Annotated in this window: 15 protein-coding genes; 10 read left to right on the forward strand and 5 right to left on the reverse strand. The window is 70.3% G+C overall.

Going from position 1 to position 15,345, the window contains the following annotated elements:
- Positions 1-14 precede the first annotated feature (14 nt).
- The 5 genes from ACZ51S_RS09275 to ACZ51S_RS09295 form a co-directional block, all read right to left on the reverse strand.
- Positions 15-572 (reverse strand): hypothetical protein, encoded by a 558-nt coding sequence (locus ACZ51S_RS09275; protein ID WP_468801365.1) that lies wholly within the window; start codon positions 570-572, stop codon positions 15-17.
- Between the two features lie 43 nt (positions 573-615).
- Entirely contained in the window at positions 616-3,615 is a 3,000-nt protein-coding gene (locus tag ACZ51S_RS09280) for an ATP-binding protein (RefSeq protein ID WP_468885621.1), read from the reverse strand.
- Between the two features lie 7 nt (positions 3,616-3,622).
- Positions 3,623-4,177: a hypothetical protein gene (locus ACZ51S_RS09285; RefSeq protein ID WP_388933223.1), complete on the reverse strand. Its 555-nt coding sequence runs from the start codon at positions 4,175-4,177 to the stop codon at positions 3,623-3,625.
- A gap of 106 nt (positions 4,178-4,283) precedes the next feature.
- Entirely contained in the window at positions 4,284-4,544 is a 261-nt protein-coding gene (locus ACZ51S_RS09290) for a hypothetical protein (protein ID WP_388933220.1), read from the reverse strand.
- Between the two features lie 83 nt (positions 4,545-4,627).
- Positions 4,628-6,250 (reverse strand): conjugal transfer protein, encoded by a 1,623-nt coding sequence (locus ACZ51S_RS09295; RefSeq protein ID WP_468960345.1) that lies wholly within the window; start codon positions 6,248-6,250, stop codon positions 4,628-4,630.
- Between the two features lie 272 nt (positions 6,251-6,522).
- Between ACZ51S_RS09295 and ACZ51S_RS09300 the strand changes: the two genes are divergently transcribed.
- The 10 genes from ACZ51S_RS09300 (at position 6,523) to ACZ51S_RS09345 (ending at position 15,249) form a co-directional block, all read left to right on the forward strand.
- Entirely contained in the window at positions 6,523-6,981 is a 459-nt protein-coding gene (locus ACZ51S_RS09300) for a hypothetical protein (RefSeq protein ID WP_468960347.1), read from the forward strand.
- Positions 6,982-7,021: 40 nt separating this feature from the next.
- A complete protein-coding gene (locus tag ACZ51S_RS09305) occupies positions 7,022-7,660 on the forward strand; it encodes a hypothetical protein (RefSeq protein WP_468960349.1) in 639 nt (212 codons plus the stop codon).
- Positions 7,657-8,847, forward strand: coding sequence for a hypothetical protein (locus ACZ51S_RS09310; RefSeq protein WP_468960352.1), 1,191 nt, complete (start codon positions 7,657-7,659; stop codon positions 8,845-8,847). Before ACZ51S_RS09305 ends, ACZ51S_RS09310 begins: the two co-directional genes overlap by 4 nt.
- Positions 8,844-9,233, forward strand: a complete 390-nt coding sequence (locus ACZ51S_RS09315; RefSeq protein WP_468960354.1) for a DUF4913 domain-containing protein — start codon at positions 8,844-8,846, stop codon at positions 9,231-9,233. The genes ACZ51S_RS09310 and ACZ51S_RS09315 overlap by 4 nt, the downstream gene beginning before the upstream one ends.
- 191 nt (positions 9,234-9,424) lie before the next feature.
- Entirely contained in the window at positions 9,425-10,111 is a 687-nt protein-coding gene (locus ACZ51S_RS09320; RefSeq protein WP_468478077.1) for a hypothetical protein, read from the forward strand.
- A gap of 7 nt (positions 10,112-10,118) precedes the next feature.
- The gene (locus tag ACZ51S_RS09325; protein ID WP_468960356.1) at positions 10,119-12,161 is read left to right on the forward strand and encodes a peptidoglycan DD-metalloendopeptidase family protein; all 2,043 of its coding nucleotides are present in this window, start codon (positions 10,119-10,121) and stop codon (positions 12,159-12,161) included.
- An 86-nt stretch (positions 12,162-12,247) separates the two neighbouring features.
- Entirely contained in the window at positions 12,248-13,981 is a 1,734-nt protein-coding gene (locus ACZ51S_RS09330) for a type IV secretory system conjugative DNA transfer family protein (RefSeq protein WP_468478075.1), read from the forward strand.
- A 46-nt stretch (positions 13,982-14,027) separates the two neighbouring features.
- Positions 14,028-14,414, forward strand: a complete 387-nt coding sequence (locus tag ACZ51S_RS09335; RefSeq protein WP_468478074.1) for a hypothetical protein — start codon at positions 14,028-14,030, stop codon at positions 14,412-14,414.
- A 30-nt stretch (positions 14,415-14,444) separates the two neighbouring features.
- Complete coding sequence (locus ACZ51S_RS09340) at positions 14,445-14,585, forward strand: hypothetical protein (RefSeq protein WP_468478073.1); 141 nt, start codon at positions 14,445-14,447, stop codon at positions 14,583-14,585.
- 460 nt (positions 14,586-15,045) lie between these two features.
- Positions 15,046-15,249 (forward strand): cold-shock protein, encoded by a 204-nt coding sequence (locus ACZ51S_RS09345; RefSeq protein ID WP_403733636.1) that lies wholly within the window; start codon positions 15,046-15,048, stop codon positions 15,247-15,249.
- Positions 15,250-15,345 lie beyond the last annotated feature (96 nt).

Here is a 15,345-nt window from a genome sequence, read left to right on the forward strand (position 1 = left end):
GGCGGTGGCGTGGGCTACGCGGGGATGTAATCCGTCAGGATGCAGCCCTGGACCTTGGCATCGCGCTTCATGTAGCCGCTGGGGATCTGGCTGTTGAGTTTGGCGTTGCACGAGGCGACCAGGAGTCCGGAGGACTTCAGCTCGCGCAGGCCGCCGCCCTCGTTGGGAATGACGGCGAAGTCCGCCCCGACCAGGGCGACCGCATCGCCCTCCTTCCCGGCTTCGGCGTTCGCCTTGAGCGCCTGCTGGAACTTCTTCATGTCGGAAATGGCGACCAGGGCCATGTGCCCCTTTTCGGCATCGCAGTACACCTGTTCCTTCACGCCCGCTCCGGCGCCCTTGGGGACGTTTTCGAACGCCGTGCCGCCGTGCCGCTCCTCCGGCGGGTTCATTTCCAGGTCATTGCACTGGGTGTACTGGTTGACGAAGCGCTCCATCGCGGCGACGTCCTTCGCCTTCGGCAGGCTCTTGCCGCCACTTCCGGTTTCGGAATCTCCCTCACCGCCGCAGCCCGTAAGGGCCGCGAGCGCAGTGAGAGCGGCTGTGGCGGTAAGGATCCTGGACATGCGCATGGGGTCTCCTGTGGTAGGTGGGTGCTGGGCTGAAGGCGCTCCGCTACCGCGAGGCAGCAGGCTCCGCATCCGCAGCGGCCGGCCGCTCCTCGCGGGCGGCCTCCTGCATGAAGGTCCAGTCCCACACGCTGAGCGGCGGGTCGATGGACTGGCGGCCGGGGCGGGTGGTGCCGTTGGTGTCCGTGGCGGCGAGGATCTCCTGGAAGACCAGGTCCACCGCCACCGTGCCGACCCGCTTGTCCACGTCCCGCTGCAGGCAGACACCCGTCCGCAGTTCCTGGAGGGAGTCGGACACCTTGGTGTCGCTCTCCGGCCGGCCGAGCAGCGGCGCCACCATCGAGGCCTCCTGGGCGGACTTCTGCTTGAAGGCGAAGACGGTGTGGATCTGGTTGGCGCCACCGCTGCGGGCCTCGGAGTCCTCGATCTGGACGAGGTCGATGGCCTGCTGCGTGATCAGCACGATGACCGCCAGGTACGAACGGCCCTGCTTGAGCGCGCGCCGCATCAGGTCGCGGCCGCTCTCGGTCGCGGTGACGACGTACGCCTCGTCGACGAACAGCGCCTTGGGCCGCAGTCCGACCTCGCCCGTCACGGGGTTCTTCTCGTAGCCGACGTCGAGCATCTGGCTGCCCAGCTCCACGACCGCCATCAGCGCGGTCGCGGCCAGCCGCTCGGCCGGGTTCCAGCTGCGCGGGTCGGAGGAGGCCGGGGTCTGGAAACCGCGCAGGGTGATCACCGTGCGGCGCTTGCGCATCGCGGACAGCGTCTGTGGCTTCTCCGCGAAGGCGAGTCGCGCGTACGGCAGGGTACGCAGCTCGGTGAGCAGCATCTGGGCGAGCTTGAGGTCCTTGACGGCCTCGCGGTCCCCGCTCGCCACCGCGTCGTCGTAGGCGCGTACGACCTCGTCGACGACCTGCCACAGCGTCGGCCGGGGCACCTGCCGCTCGGCGTCGCGGGCGCTCAGGCCCTGTTCGGTGGCCTGCCGGATCGCGGAGTTGTACCAGCCGACCACCGTGGCCATCGCCTCGATGACGGGCAGGCGCACCCGCTGGTAGTCCTCGTCCCCGAGGAAACCGCGCAGCATCGTTTCGGCGAGCAGTCGCCCGGAGGGCACGTCGCGCGCGACCACCCACGGGTCGAGCACGCCGGCCTGTCCCTTGAGGAGGTCGACGACCTCGGTCTCGGCCCAGAACTCCGGGTTCACCGGCTGGAAACGGCTCTGCGGGGTGCCGAGGAGGCCCGCCTCGGCGTCGAGGGGGAACTCGGGGTCGTTGACCTGGGATCCGAAGGCCAGGTAGTAGCAGAGCTGGGCGAAGTCGGTCTTGGGGTCGATGACCAGGCAGCGCACGCCCGACTCCGACTCCTCGTAGAACTTCTGCAGGGCCAGCGAGGACTTGCCGCCACCGGACGCGCCGACGATGGCCACGCCACCGCCGTCGTTGCGGGCAGGGCCAACGTGCAGCGAGTAGTGGACCGGAGTCTTGCCGGCCCAGCCGACCAGGTTGCCGACCCAGCCGAGCTGCTTGCCCGACCGGCGCTCGGGGTTGTCGCCCAGCTCGGTGCCGGCCGTGGGCAGCCCGGCGCCGAGCTGCTCGACCTCCTGGAGCCGCAGGTACGGCGCGATCGGCAGCTTGGGCGCGTCACCCGGCAGCTGCGACTGCAGCAGGCGCCACTGCTGGCGGCTCGGGCGCAGCAGGGTGACCTTCAGGTCCTGCTTGAACTGCATCTCCAGGATTCGGCGGCGTCGCTCGAGCTCGGTGAGGTCGGGGGCGGAGATGGTGAAGCGTATCTGCGCCTCCATGCCCGGCATCTTGTGCTCTTCCACGTCGTCGACGAGGTTCTGGGCACGGGTGACCTGGGCGGCGAGCTGGGTGCCGGGGGCACGGCCGGAGTTGGCCATGTCGTTCATCTCGTCGACGAGGTTGCCGCTGATCTTCTTCGCCCGGTCCTGGAACTTCAGGTACGGGATGAGGGTGAACCGCATGTCGATCTCGACCGGGAAGTCGACGTGCTGTGCCGCGTAGCGGGCCCACGCGGTGGACTGCCGGAAGCGGGTCTCGGTGGGCCAGCTGGCCGCGACGAGGGTGGTCGTGTAGCTGGTGCGCCGCTCGCCGGTCATCTCGTCGTACTGGTGCAGCACGATGTGCGTCTTGCGGTTCTCACCGGAGAAGTCGACGACCAGGTCGAACTGGTCGGGGCCCCAGGCCCGGCTGCCGAGCACCGGCTCGGCGGGAATCGGCAGGTCGCCGTGGAGCGGCTTGCGGATCAGCCAGACCAGTTCCTCGCGGCTCAGCGGGCTGCCGCCGAGGCCCTCGAGGCCCTCGTGGATCTCGCGGGCGACCTGGGTCCACCGGGCCAGCAGCTCCGGCGACAGGTACTCGTCGTGCACGCCCGTGGCACCGGCCGCGGCCGCGTCGGCGGCGTCCCGCACCGAGCGCGTGACGCCCGACTCCTCGACCGGGTCGTCCCCGCCGGGGAGCACCCCGTGGTCGTTGCCGGACTTCCGCTTCATCGAACCCAGCTTGACCAGCAGAATGTTGCGCTCGCGCTGCGCGCCGATGCGCTCTTGGTACTCGGCCTTGCGGAAGTTGTACGCCTTGTAGTTCTCCGTCGGCTCCCAGGCCACGGCGTTGAGCTGCTCGGCCCAGTCCTGGGCGGTGATCGGCCGGTACACCTTGCGGTAGTGGCACTCGACGTTGCGGTCGCCGCGGGCGAGGTTGAGCAGCGCGCGGGCCGGGGCCTCGGCCATGGCCTGGAGCTCGACGGCGTTGAGGTACTCGTCGATGGCCGTGGGCAGGGCGATGCCCGTCCAGACGGAGTCCCCGTGGACGAAGATCATGTCGTCGGCGTACCGGTAGGGCAGCCGCATCTCCTCGCGCCGCTTGGCCGGGGCCTGGCCGCGGGAGGAGCTGCCGCCCGGCTTCCCCGGACTGCCGGAGCCGCCGTTCTTGGCCCCGGCGTTCTTCTTCGAGGAAGTGGACGCGAGGAGCATGGCGATCAGGAAGAAGGCGACCGCCCCGCCAAAAAAGATCAGCACGAACATGGAGGAGTCATCCTGCGGTCTCGGTGGTTGCGGTCTCGGCGGGTGCGCTCGGTGAGGGCGCGACCGGGGGTGGAGCGGACGCGGCGTACGAGGAGCCGTGCAGGGCCGCCGTCACGAGTGCCGCGTCGTACCGCTTGTGCCAGCGGCTCGCGCCCGGCTGCCAGAGGATGACCTGCCAGTGCAGCTCCTCCGGCTCGCGGTCCGCGGCCAGCCCCTGGAGGCGCTTGGGCTGCATCCAGTAATCGGCCCACACCACCACCTGCTGGCTGAGGGTGAGGGACGAGGGCAGTGGCCGGCCCCAGACGAAGTAGACGGCGACCGGCGGCCCGAGGTACAGGACCGACGTGATGAGCGACAGGCCCAGGAAGGGCAGGAGGGCCGACAGCGTCAGCAGCAGCACGAACCACAGCACGCCGAAACCGAAGGCGGCGCCCAGGGCGGGCAGGAGCAGACCGGGAAGCGGGATGTTGCCCCAGTTCCAGATGCGCTTGGGCCGGTTCAGCAGGTCCGTGTGGTCGTAGGCGACCATGGGCGCCGGTGCGTCCGGCGTGTCCTGCGTCATCAGTCGGTCCCCCTCTCTGGTGTGGCTGCGTGCTCCGTACCGCGATCGCGGGCGGCACGTCTACGGTCGCGGGCCGGGTTCCGTTCCCCACGGCCCGTCCCCGGGATCAGCCCTTGCCGCCGATCTGCTCGCCGAGGCTGATGAGCATTCCGGCAAGACCGGCGGCGCCACCGATGATGAACGCGGCCAGCGCGATCATGCCGAAGCCCTGGAAGGCCTCGCGCATGCCGTCGCCGCGCTTCATCGACAGCAGCATGCGGATGCCGAGGATGAGGAGGGCGCAGGAGGCCACCGTGAGGCCCAGGCCGGCCAGGATCCCCTGGATCTTGCCGAACATGCCTTCGAGGGTCGTTGCTGCCAGGATCATGGCGTGTCCTTCGTTCGTGAGGGGCGTACGGATGGGTGTCGCGTCGTGCAGGAGGGTCGGTACGCCGCCTTGCGCGTGACGCGTCAGTGGGCCGACGGGGAAGCGGACGGCTTGGGTGACGGGGAGGCACTGGGGGAGGCCGGGCCGGACGGAGAGGCCGAGCCGGACGGGGCGGGCGGGGCGCTCGCTCCGGGGGGCGGGGTGGCGCTCGGGGAGGCCGTGCCGGGTGTGTCCGCCCGCCCGCCCGTGGGGTCCATGACACCGCCGCGGATGTCCTTGATGAACCAGCCCTGCGCCGTGTTCACCACGGTCACCCGGTACGAGCGCTTCAGGGCCACCTCCGCCTTCGCGTCGTCGGCCCCACCGCCGCCCCAGAGGACCGTCACCCGTGCCGGGACCGCCTGGCCCTGGCTGTACGTGACCTTCTTGCCGGCTTCGGTGCCCTCGGGCGCCAGCGCCTGCACCTCCTGGACCACGGGCGAGTTCAGCACGCCGGCCAGGCCCGAGACCGCCGCGGGGGTGGCGTCGGGGGTGGTGAAGCGGGTCAGGGCGGTGGTGTCGGACGCGGCCCACGCCTTGAAGTAGCCGGCCAGGACCTGGTCCCTGAGCTGGGTGGAGAGTTCCTGGTCGATGACCTCTTCGCCCTTCTCCAGCGCGGGCGCGGTGTCGCGGATCGGCAGCGGCATCTCGCCGACGTTGCCGACGACCCGCAGCCCGGACGCACCGGCGAGGTCCTTGACGTACACCGGTACGGACAGGGTGGTGGTGCGGCCGCCGGTGTAGGTGACCTGGATGTTGAGGTACCGGCCGTTCTTCCCGTACTCGGGGAGCTCTTCGACGGTCCCGTCCCAGTTCGCCTGCTTGACCTGCTGCTTGCCCTTCCCGTTCCAGCCGCAGTCGCGGTCGACGCCGGCCGAGATGTAGCGGGAGAGGGATTCGCGGCGCTTGTCGGTGTTCTCCGGCGAGTACGTCATGCAGAGGGACGCGTACTCCTCGGCGAAGACCGCCGCCGACTGGACCGGGAAGTCGGTGAGGCGGTAGCGGCTCAGGTCCTGCCCGTCCAGGGCGGCGGGCTTCACGGAGACGGATGACCTGCCGATGACCAGGCCGGTGACACCGCACGACCCGAGTGCGAAGGCGCAGGCGGTGATCATCAGGGTCGCACGCAGGGCGACGTGCGTGCTCCTGCCGTTCGAGGGCAGCCGACCTCCGGGGCGGGGCACCTCGAACCGGGCTTCCGGCCCCTTGGCGCCGCTCCGGCCGGGCGCGGTCACGGCGGCGGCGGACGGGGCCGCGGCGGCAGCGGGAGCGGAGGCAGCGGCCGGCATCCCGGGGACGGAAGCCTTGCCGCCCCCCTTGCGGCTCTCGCGTGCGGCCTTCTTGCTCTCGTACTCGGCCTTGCGGGCCGCCTTCTTGCGTTCGTACTCGGCCTTGCGCTCGGCCTTCGCCTGCTCCCGCTTGTCCTTCTTCGACTCGGCGGCGGGCCGGTCCGCGCGCGGCGGCAGGCTCGGTACGGCCGCCTGACCCGGCGGCACGTTGGACTGCGGGGCCACGCGCACCCACGCGGCGGCCACCTGGCTGCGGGCCGCCTCGGCGGAGAGCTGGGGCACGGCCGGGGAGTCGTACGGACCCGGCGCCTGCTGTGCGGGGTGCCCGGCGGGCCGGTCCTCGCCGATCCCGTCCGCAGAACTGCTGTGGTCCGTCATCGAGTCGGTTCTCTCCCCGCGTGTGATCCCCGTCCGCCGGTCGGGCGTGCGGCGGGCCCTGGCGAGACCAGGTGCGGACGGCAGTGTGGCAAATCGAGCTGACATTCCCCTCTCGCTTTTCCTCACGGGGAGAGGTGAGGAAAAAATAAGGAATCCCTGTGAGGAAAACCGAGGGGCGACGGCGCGGCCACCCGCCCACGACTCCGTCACAATGCCGGGTTGTGCCCCAGTCGCGGGCGCGGAGCCGTCCCCGACCTCCCGAAGGACGAGAGTTGAGCGAGCAGAAGCTTCACCCGTGGCAGGACGCGGGCACCGCCCCCGAGGCCCCCGAACCGCCGTTGGTGGAGGCCGGGCACGCCTGGATCTCCGGCTACGAGCCGGGAAACCCCTGGCAGTCGAAGCTCTGCCTGCGCACCCCGCACGGCACGGTCGCGTACCCCCTCACACCGCACACCATGCCGGACCTCCTGGAGGGCCTGGTGGTGGTCGCACAGGAGCAGCAGGGGGTGACGGGGGCGGACGCCCTGTACGACTCCGAGGCCGATGAGCCCGAGGACGACGCGGAGCCCCATGAGACGGCGGAGACCCCGAGCATCCACAACGGCCGCGCGGCGCGACTGACCGGCTGGGCCGTGGTCCACGAACTGTGGGAGCGGGAGGACCCGAAGGTCCGCCTCATCATGGGTGCGATCGTCGTCGCCGTGTTCGTGTTGGGGATCTTGCTTTCCTGACGGGATACGGTCAAACCCACCACGGACGAAGGAGACCAGCATGCTGACGGAGACGACCGGCCGGACGCCGCAGGACCTCACGGCCGAGTTGACGGCCGTGGCGGCCGTCAACGACTGGCCCTCGGTCTGGGCGGGCCCGCCGCAGGGCGGGACGGCTGAGTTCTACGCATGGTGCGAGCGCTACGGCTGGGAGCCTCAGACGACCGAGCGCAGCCTCTGGGTCCGCACGCGCAGCGGAGGAGACTGGACGCTGTTCCCGGTGTTGGGCGGCGACTGGAGCCCCCTCGCGAGCCTCAGACACCAGGGATGGCACGTCACCGCAGGCTCCGGGCAGGAGAACCCGGACGTACACACGGCAGCGGCGGAAGTGTGGTCCACCTACCTCAAGGCCGCCGAGGCCGCCTTGGGTGCCCCGACCTGGTCCGGGCAGTGGGACTCCCCCGACTTCCCCGAGCCTCCCCACCCCGCCTACTGGCGCGACCGTGAGGAACGGGCGCTGAGCCGGAACCCGTTCCGGTTCGCTTACTGGGCGCCGGAGGCGGCTGTCCCCGGGCAGCCCTGCATCACGCTGAGCCAGTCGGTGTCGTTCCAGGCCTGGACCACGGACGGCGGCCCCGGTGGCTCGGCCATCTCCGTGGACGTCTACGCACCGCTCGAGTTCCTCGTAGGTGATCGGTGAGCCCAGTCGCACCGCTCACGCGGGAAGAGATCGAGCTCGCGCAGCGCCTCGAGGCCAAGCACAAGGCCGGGGAGCCGCGCTCGCGAGCGGACGCGCGCAAGATCGTCGCCAAGATGTTCGCGGACCGGCAGGCGGCCCACGACCGGCAGAGGGAGCTTGCCCTGCGGGAAGGCAAAGAGCCTGCAGGCGAGAACGAACTCCCGGACCTGATGTCCTTCATCCGGAGCGTCGCCGAGGAGGAGGAGGTCACCCGCCCTGACCGGGGCGATGACCGGGCGCTCTGGTCCTGGCAGTCTCAGCCGGCGGGCATGGACCGGGAGATAAAGCACCGGTTCCTGGCCCAGGCGTGTGGTGAAACACGTGGGTACCAGGTTCTGGAGGACACTCCGGCAGCAGCCCGGATGGACGGGTATTACCTGGGCAACAGCTTCATGGCCGAGGTGCTCACGTCGGACTACGGCGTGAGCGCAGCCGACTTGCAGAAGACCACTGCCGAGATCTGGCCCCGCGTCTCGGATCGTTACGCCGCGGCGGCCAAAGGCCAGGTGCTGGTCTTCGCGGCCGAGATCGGTGAAGGCTCCGTCCTGGGTGCGACGGAGCTGAAGCGGGTCCTCGGACCGGAGGGAGTCGGCAAGGAGAACGTGGACTTCCTGGTCGACTTCCCCCACCAGGGGCACCTGCCGGCGGACATCCGCGGCCTCATGGTGGACCCGGCTGTACGGTGCCAGCTGCGAAGGGAGGACTACGCACAGGGAGAAGACAAGTCCCCCGCCTCCTTCGCCGGCAAGCTGGCCGCCATCGACGTCCCCGAGCACCTGAAGGAGGCGCACGCCGCGGCGGTCGCGAAGCTGAACGCGGTGGAGAGCTACGCGGAACTGACCCCGCCTCAGGCGGAGATCACTGAACCCGAACTCACCGCGCCGGAGCCCCGACAGCCAGGGGGGCACCTCACGTTCCAGGACCCCGAGCTCACCGAACCCGCGCCGGACCAGCCGGCGTCGGCGCCCACGGCGCCCGCCCCGCCCGCGCCCCATGTACCGGTGCACGGCGCCTCGTTCCTGCACGGGGCGACCCTCCCCCGCACCCTCGTCGTACCGCCCCGTCCCGCCCCGGCCGTGGCGAGTACGCACGGCGTGACGAACCCGGCGGTCGAGGCCGCCCCCAAGGCCCCGGAGATCGACCTGTGACCGGCCCCGCAGACGTACCCGCGCCCGGCGAGGAGGTCGAGCTCTTCTTCTCGGACGTCTTCGCCTTCGTCAGCGAGTTCCTCGCCCCGACCGTCCGCCGCCGCCTGAACGGATCCTCCGCCACCTGGTGCCCCCGCTGGTGGGAGCACCCCGAAGCCGGCGCGCGCCTCTCCGCGCTCTGGCTCGCCTGGGAACAGCTGCGCCTGGAGCCCACCCTCGGCCTGTCCACGTGGTGGCTGCACCACGCCGACCCGCACCTGCGGGTGCTCATGGACACGGACCTCGGCCCGTTCGCGGCCTGTTCGCCCAAGACGGGCGGACACACCGCGTACCCCTTCGACCCCCTCCCGCTGGAGGAGTACGACCCCGAGGCCCAGCCCTTGTAAGGAACCGGTGAGGACGCGCGGCGCGATCCTCACCGTTTCCCCACATCCGTCAACAACCCTTCGGCTGACCTCTTTTCCTCACGACGAACCCTTCGCTTTCCTCGGATTTCCCCGCGAGGAAAACCCGCGCTCCCCTGGCCGTCCCGCCACCTACGGTGTCTCGGCGACCTGACTGAGGGAGGGCCGGGACGGTGGACTCACCCGCCGAGAACAAGCGAAGTGCGGTACTGGCGCTGGCACTACTGGGTGTCCTGCTGGTCGGCAGCCTCGTCGTGCTCACCGTCTTCAGCGGCGAGGACGAACCCGCGGCCGACGCCAAGCCCAAGGCATCCGCCACACGAGGCACGGGCGCGGCCACCGGCACGGGCGCCGGCCCCGCCGCCGGAGCGGCCACGCCGCAGTCCGGGTCGGCCGCCGGAGTACCCCCCATCGTCCAGCCTGCCGACCTCGCGGAGGCCCACCGCGCGATGGCCGACTACATGGCGGGCCTCAGCACCTTCAAGTACACCGACAACACCGCCTCCTGGGCGCCCCGTCTGCTGGCCCTCACCGACGGCGGCGAGACGATGAAGAAGCTGACCGTGCTGCCGGTCGACAAGGCATGGGCCGTCTGCCAGCAGAGCAAGTGCTCTTCCGCGGGGCAGGCCTTCGTACGCCGGGACGCGCTGATCGCCGACGAGCTCACGCGCGGCAGCGGCCAGGCGATCTCGAGCGTGGTGGAAGTGACCGCGACCCGCTCCAGCGACGGTCGCAAGACCGAGACCGAGACCAACACCTGGCTGGTGAGCGCCCGCAAGAGCGGCGGCAAGTGGCAGGTGAACGGCTTCGACATCTACGGCCTGGGCAACGTGGGCGCGCCCGAGCCCAAGGGAGGGTGAGGCACCCGTGGTGGCTCCTGCCGTACTGGCGGCGGCGTCAAAGGCGGCCAAGGCGGCGAAGGCCGCCAAGAGCGCGGCCCAGGTCGCTTCGGGACAGGGCGGCAAAGGCGGAGGCGGGAAGAAGAGCAACCTCAAGTGGGTGTTGATCATCGCCGGCGTCGGCTCGATGCCGACCCTCGGCATCGTCTTCCTCGTCATGCTCCTGATCACGGCCCTCGTGGGGGGCCTCGGCGGCGGCGCCGCCCAGGCGGCCTGCGGCAACTACGGGGAGAACGCGGGAGCGGGCAACACGGGCGACAAGGCCGCGACGAACCCGATCATGCCCGCGGGCAAGATGTACATGCCGAGCGACACCGCCCGCGACGAGATACCCCCGAAGATGATCCTCGCCTCGATGCGGGCGGCCGCGCGCTACGACGGCCTCGACTGGACGATCATCGCCGGGCAGATGTACCAGGAGACGAGGTACGGCCAGGACAAGTCCGCGGCCCCCGGCGGCGACAACGGCTTCGGCTACAAGGGCCTGCTGCAGTTCGGTGACTGGGCCTGGGGCCAGTATGGCGAGGACGGCAACGGCGACGGCCAGAAGGACCGCTACAGCATCGACGACTTGGCCTTCGCCGCGGCCAACTACATGCACGCCCTGAAGGCGGAGACCAACGCCTGGGACGCGCTGCTCGGCTACTCCGGCTCGCTCAAGACCAACACCGTCTACCCGCGCGTGGTCCTCACCCAGGCCGCCCGCTACCGCGGCACCCTCACCAGCGACAAGGACCTCATCAACCGCTGGTACGCGCACTTGAAGGCCACCGTCGAGAAGAATCCTTCCTTCCCGGTCCTGGGCCAGAGCGCGGACATCCCCGAGCCCGTCGGCAACGACGCCCAGCCGAGCGAGGCGCTGAGCATCCGCTCCAAGGGCCCCCGCAGCTGGTCCACCCCGCCCCTCGGCGGAGGCGGACAGGGCGGCACGACGACGGCCATGGCACCGATGGGCTTCTCCCGTCCGCTCGCGGCCCCGTTCCGCCCGGACGACCCGCCCGCGACGACCAGCGGCAAGGACTGGCAGTGGCCGATGAAGGAGGGCTCGTACAAGCTCGGCACCAAGTACCACCAGGAGGGCCCGCACTGGAGCCTCGGCTACCACACCGGGGTCGACCTGGAAGCGCCCACCGGCACCCCGATCCACGCCCCGGCCGACGGCAAGGTCGTGAAGATCGGCAGCGGTGGCGCGTACGGCAATCAGACGCGCCTGGAGCACGCCAACGGCGTCATCACCCTGTACGCCCACCAGAGCAGCATCTCCGTGAAGATGGGCGACACCGTCAAGCGCGGCGACCAGATCGGCAAGGTCGGTGAAACGGGCAACGTGACCGGCGCGCACCTCCACTGGGAGGTGCTGATGCCGGGCGTCGACGACCCCTTCCGCAGTGGCCAGGACAACGGCCCGGGCCAGATCGACCCGGCGGCATGGCTGGCCGGCAAGATCACGGCCAGCCCCGACTACGGCGGCGTTCCCGGAGGCAGCGGCAACGGCAAGGACGCCGACTACCGCAGCTGCGCCGAGAACGGCAAGGGCACGGCCGTCCCGCCGGACGGCGCCGGCTCGACCGGACCCCTGCCCGACGTCGACGACACGGTCGTCCGCGCGGCGCTCGGCTGGGCCCAGCGCGGCATCGGCAAGCCCTACAAGTGGGGCGCCCCCCGCCTCCAGGGCGACCACCCGACGTCCTTCGACTGCTCCAGCTTCACGCAGTGGATGTACTACCAAGCCAGCGGCGGCAAGATCAACCTCGGTTACACCACCTACGACCAGCAGCCCAACCTCGCGAAGTACAAGGTCGACCTGAGCCAGTCCAAGCCGGGGGACGTGATCTTCTTCCAGCCCAGCGGCCCGAATCGCTCCGAGCACGTCGGCATCGTCTGGGATGCGGCCAAGCACACGATCCTGCACGCCCCGAGGCCGGGCAAGAACGTCGAGTTCAGCAGCTGGGAGTGGCAGGGCGAGATCACGGGCGTCTACCGGGTGCCCACGGCCGGGAGCTTCCCCTAGACCAGCGGCGCGGACCGCGCCCCGGACCACCGACAGAACGAGATGCCGACGTCCACCCCGGGCCCGGCGGAAGGAACGCCCTGACCATGGCCCCCGAACCACAGAAGAAGCCGCGCGCCGAAGACGACTGGACGATCGAGATCGTCCTCCTCGTCGTCAGCGTCCTGGCCCTCCTGTCCGCCGCCTGGCTCGCGGCCCGCCTCGGCGCGGCGTTCACCGAACAGCCGGAGCCCCCGGGCAACCCCTTCTCCTTCGCCATCGCCCTGGCCAAGGGCGACTACTCCTGGCCGGGCGGCGCGGCGAACGCCATCGCCGCCGCCGAAGCGCTGCTGCTCGCGGGCCTGGTCACGGCCGGGTACCGGATACACCGGCGGCTGCGCGACAAGCCCGACGTGGACCGGGCCGCCAAGCACATGACGGACGGCGCGGAGCTCGGCAAGCTCACCATGAAGGGGGCTGCCGCGACCGCGGCGCGCCTCGGCGTACAGGCCCAAGTGCCCGGCGTCTTCATCGGCCGGTCGGTGAAGGGCCGGCAGCCGCTGTTCGGCTCCTTCGAGGACATGCACGTCGACATCTGGGGCCCGCGTACCGGCAAGACGACCCGGCGCGCCATCCCGGCGATCCTGTCCGCCCCGGGGGCGGTGCTCGTCACCTCCAACAAGCGCGACATCGTCGACGGCACGCGCGGACCTCGCCAGGCCCACGGGCAGGTGTGGGTCTTCGACCCGCAGCAGGTGGCCCAGGAGCCGCCGGCCTGGTGGTGGAACCCCCTCTCGTACGTCACCGACGTGGCCAAGGCCCGCAAGCTGGCCGACCACTTCGCCTCGGGCTCGCGCGACGCCGACGCCTCCACCGACGCGTTCTTCGATCCGGCCGGCCAGGACCTCCTCGCCAACCTGCTGCTCGCGGCGGCGACCGCCAAGACCTCCATCACCCAGATCTACACCTGGCTGTCCAACCCGAAGGACGACACCCCCGAGCGCATCCTGCGCGGCGCCGGGCACGTCATGCCCGCCGACTCCCTGAACGGCGTGATCACGGCTCCCGACAAGCAGCGCAGCGGCATCTACGGCGTCGCCCAGCAGATGGCGTCCTGCCTGATCAACCCCGAGGTCAACAAGTGGGTGACCCCGCTCGGCCCGACCGACGACCGCCCCGAGTTCGATCCCCGCGAGTTCGTCCGCACCCGCTCGACGCTCTACTCGCTCTCCCGCGAGGGCAGTGACTCCGCGGGCCCGCTGGTGACGGCCCTGACCGTGGCCGTCGTCGAGGCGGCCGAGGAGTACGCCACCACCCAGCGCGGCGGCCGGCTGTCGCTCCCGATGGTCGGCGTCCTGGACGAGGCGGCGAACGTCTGCCGCTGGCGCGCGCTGCCCGACCTCTACTCGCACTACGGCTCGCGCGGCATCGTCCTGATGACCATCCTCCAGTCCTGGGCCCAAGGCGTCGAGGTGTGGGGGGACCGCGGCATGGAGAAGCTCTGGTCCGCCGCGAACATCCGGGTCTACGGCGGCGGTGTCTCCGACACCCGCTTCCTCGGCGACCTCTCGGAGCTCGCGGGCGAGTACGAGCTTCGCGAGTACTCCGCGACGCGGGAGTCCGAGTTCGGCGGCTGGTCCGGCAACCGCACGGTGAACGAGTCGGTCCGCCGCGAACGCGTCCTGCAGGTCTCCGACCTGGGCTCGATGCCCCCCGGCCGGGCCCTCGTCCTGGCCTCGGGCACCAAACCGGTCCTGGTGGAGACGATCCCCTGGTGGGAAGGCCCATACGCCCGCGAGGTCAAGGCCTCCCTGTCCATGTACGACCCCGGCGCCGCCTGAACACCGCCCGATGCCCTCCCGACGGTCCCGCCGCCGCCCTGTCGCCATGGCCACAGGGTCATGGGTCTCCCTGGTGGTGTGGTCCGTCTGGGCACTGTGGGAAGTGAGCCGGCACAAGGTCTGGCGGGGGATCCCGCACCCGAAGAGCTTCGCGACCGGAGTCGCCCTGTCAGCGCTCATCGGTTCCGCGAGCGTGGCGTACTCCGCCATGTACACCCCGTACGTCGCCCCGCCCAAGGTCCCGTACTCGTGGGACGTGGACTCCGCCGATCGAAAGCACGTCTGGGACGCCCCACCCTGGCTGGCGAGCCCCGGCGATGACTTCTTTCGCTACCGCTCGAGGATCTGTCGCAGCAGCGCGATCATGAACATGACGCAGGCTCCCGACTGGGCGGCCATGTGGTGGGTCATCCCGAAATGGCGCGAGGGTTAACTCTTCGCTCGGGGAGACACCATCCCCTACATGCAGGTCCACATCGCCCGCGACCCGGACAGCCGCGAAGTGCTCAGCGAGGACGAGCAGGAGCCCTACGGGATGAAGACCAGGTCGACGTCGGTCGACCAACCGATTGCCCTGCTCCGCCGGGCCGCCGAAAAGCAGTAGGCACCGCCGGCTCAGGCATATCGGCCCACGAGAACGCCACGCGAGGCCGGACTGTCAGAGCCCCGCCGCACTCGATGTCCGCCGCCATCCAGCGTCCGGCGCCTGCACCGTCTCGTCGGCAGACCGCATCCTGCAGCCGACGGCGAACTGTGAAAACGCCGCGCTCGGGAGTGAATCAATATCTGTCACCGCGACCGAAGAATTTAACGGACCCCGCGGGGAGAGTTTCTACCGCCGCACCGCAGGCGGAAATGTTCAACGCACACAAGCCGCTGGAGCGTGCTAGTGTCGATCTCGGTTGCAGTTTTGGTACCCAAGAAACTTCAAGCGCCTCCAGTCGGACTTCGGGCCGCAGGAAGCGCTTCGTATTTCCCGGTCAATTTCCGGGCGGGGCATCATCGCGGCGACACGACGTCCGCACAGTGCAGACGTTGATGTATTGCCCCAAAGGAGATATGACATGGCTACTGGTACCGTCAAGTGGTTCAACGCGGAAAAGGGTTTCGGCTTCATCGAGCAGGACGGTGGCGGCGCTGACGTGTTCGCCCACTACTCGAACATCGCCGCCCAGGGCTTCCGCGAGCTGAACGAGGGCCAGAAGGTCACCTTCGACATCGCGCAGGGCCAGAAGGGCCCGACGGCCGAGAACATCGTTCCCGCCTGACGCTGACACACATTCTGCAGCTGGGGCCCGCATCCCTCGGGGTGCGGGCCCCAGCTGCATGCGTTTCCCGCGGTGCGTTCACCCGCGGTATCAAGC

It is taken from the genome of Streptomyces sp. NPDC034043, assembly GCF_055575675.1.

What these genes read in the sequence shown, in the direction of transcription:
- ACZ51S_RS09275 (WP_468801365.1), bottom strand. Translation starts at nt 572, where the DNA reads ATGCGCATGTCCAGGATCCTTACCGCCACAGCCGCTCTCACTGCGCTC.
- ACZ51S_RS09340 (WP_468478073.1), top strand. Translation starts at nt 14,445, where the DNA reads ATGCAGGTCCACATCGCCCGCGACCCGGACAGCCGCGAAGTGCTCAGC.
- ACZ51S_RS09295 (WP_468960345.1), bottom strand. Translation starts at nt 6,250, where the DNA reads ATGACGGACCACAGCAGTTCTGCGGACGGGATCGGCGAGGACCGGCCC.
- ACZ51S_RS09290 (WP_388933220.1), bottom strand. Translation starts at nt 4,544, where the DNA reads ATGATCCTGGCAGCAACGACCCTCGAAGGCATGTTCGGCAAGATCCAG.
- ACZ51S_RS09335 (WP_468478074.1), top strand. Translation starts at nt 14,028, where the DNA reads ATGGCCACAGGGTCATGGGTCTCCCTGGTGGTGTGGTCCGTCTGGGCA.
- ACZ51S_RS09280 (WP_468885621.1), bottom strand. Translation starts at nt 3,615, where the DNA reads ATGTTCGTGCTGATCTTTTTTGGCGGGGCGGTCGCCTTCTTCCTGATC.
- ACZ51S_RS09345 (WP_403733636.1), top strand. Translation starts at nt 15,046, where the DNA reads ATGGCTACTGGTACCGTCAAGTGGTTCAACGCGGAAAAGGGTTTCGGC.
- ACZ51S_RS09285 (WP_388933223.1), bottom strand. Translation starts at nt 4,177, where the DNA reads ATGACGCAGGACACGCCGGACGCACCGGCGCCCATGGTCGCCTACGAC.
- ACZ51S_RS09305 (WP_468960349.1), top strand. Translation starts at nt 7,022, where the DNA reads ATGCTGACGGAGACGACCGGCCGGACGCCGCAGGACCTCACGGCCGAG.
- ACZ51S_RS09330 (WP_468478075.1), top strand. Translation starts at nt 12,248, where the DNA reads ATGGCCCCCGAACCACAGAAGAAGCCGCGCGCCGAAGACGACTGGACG.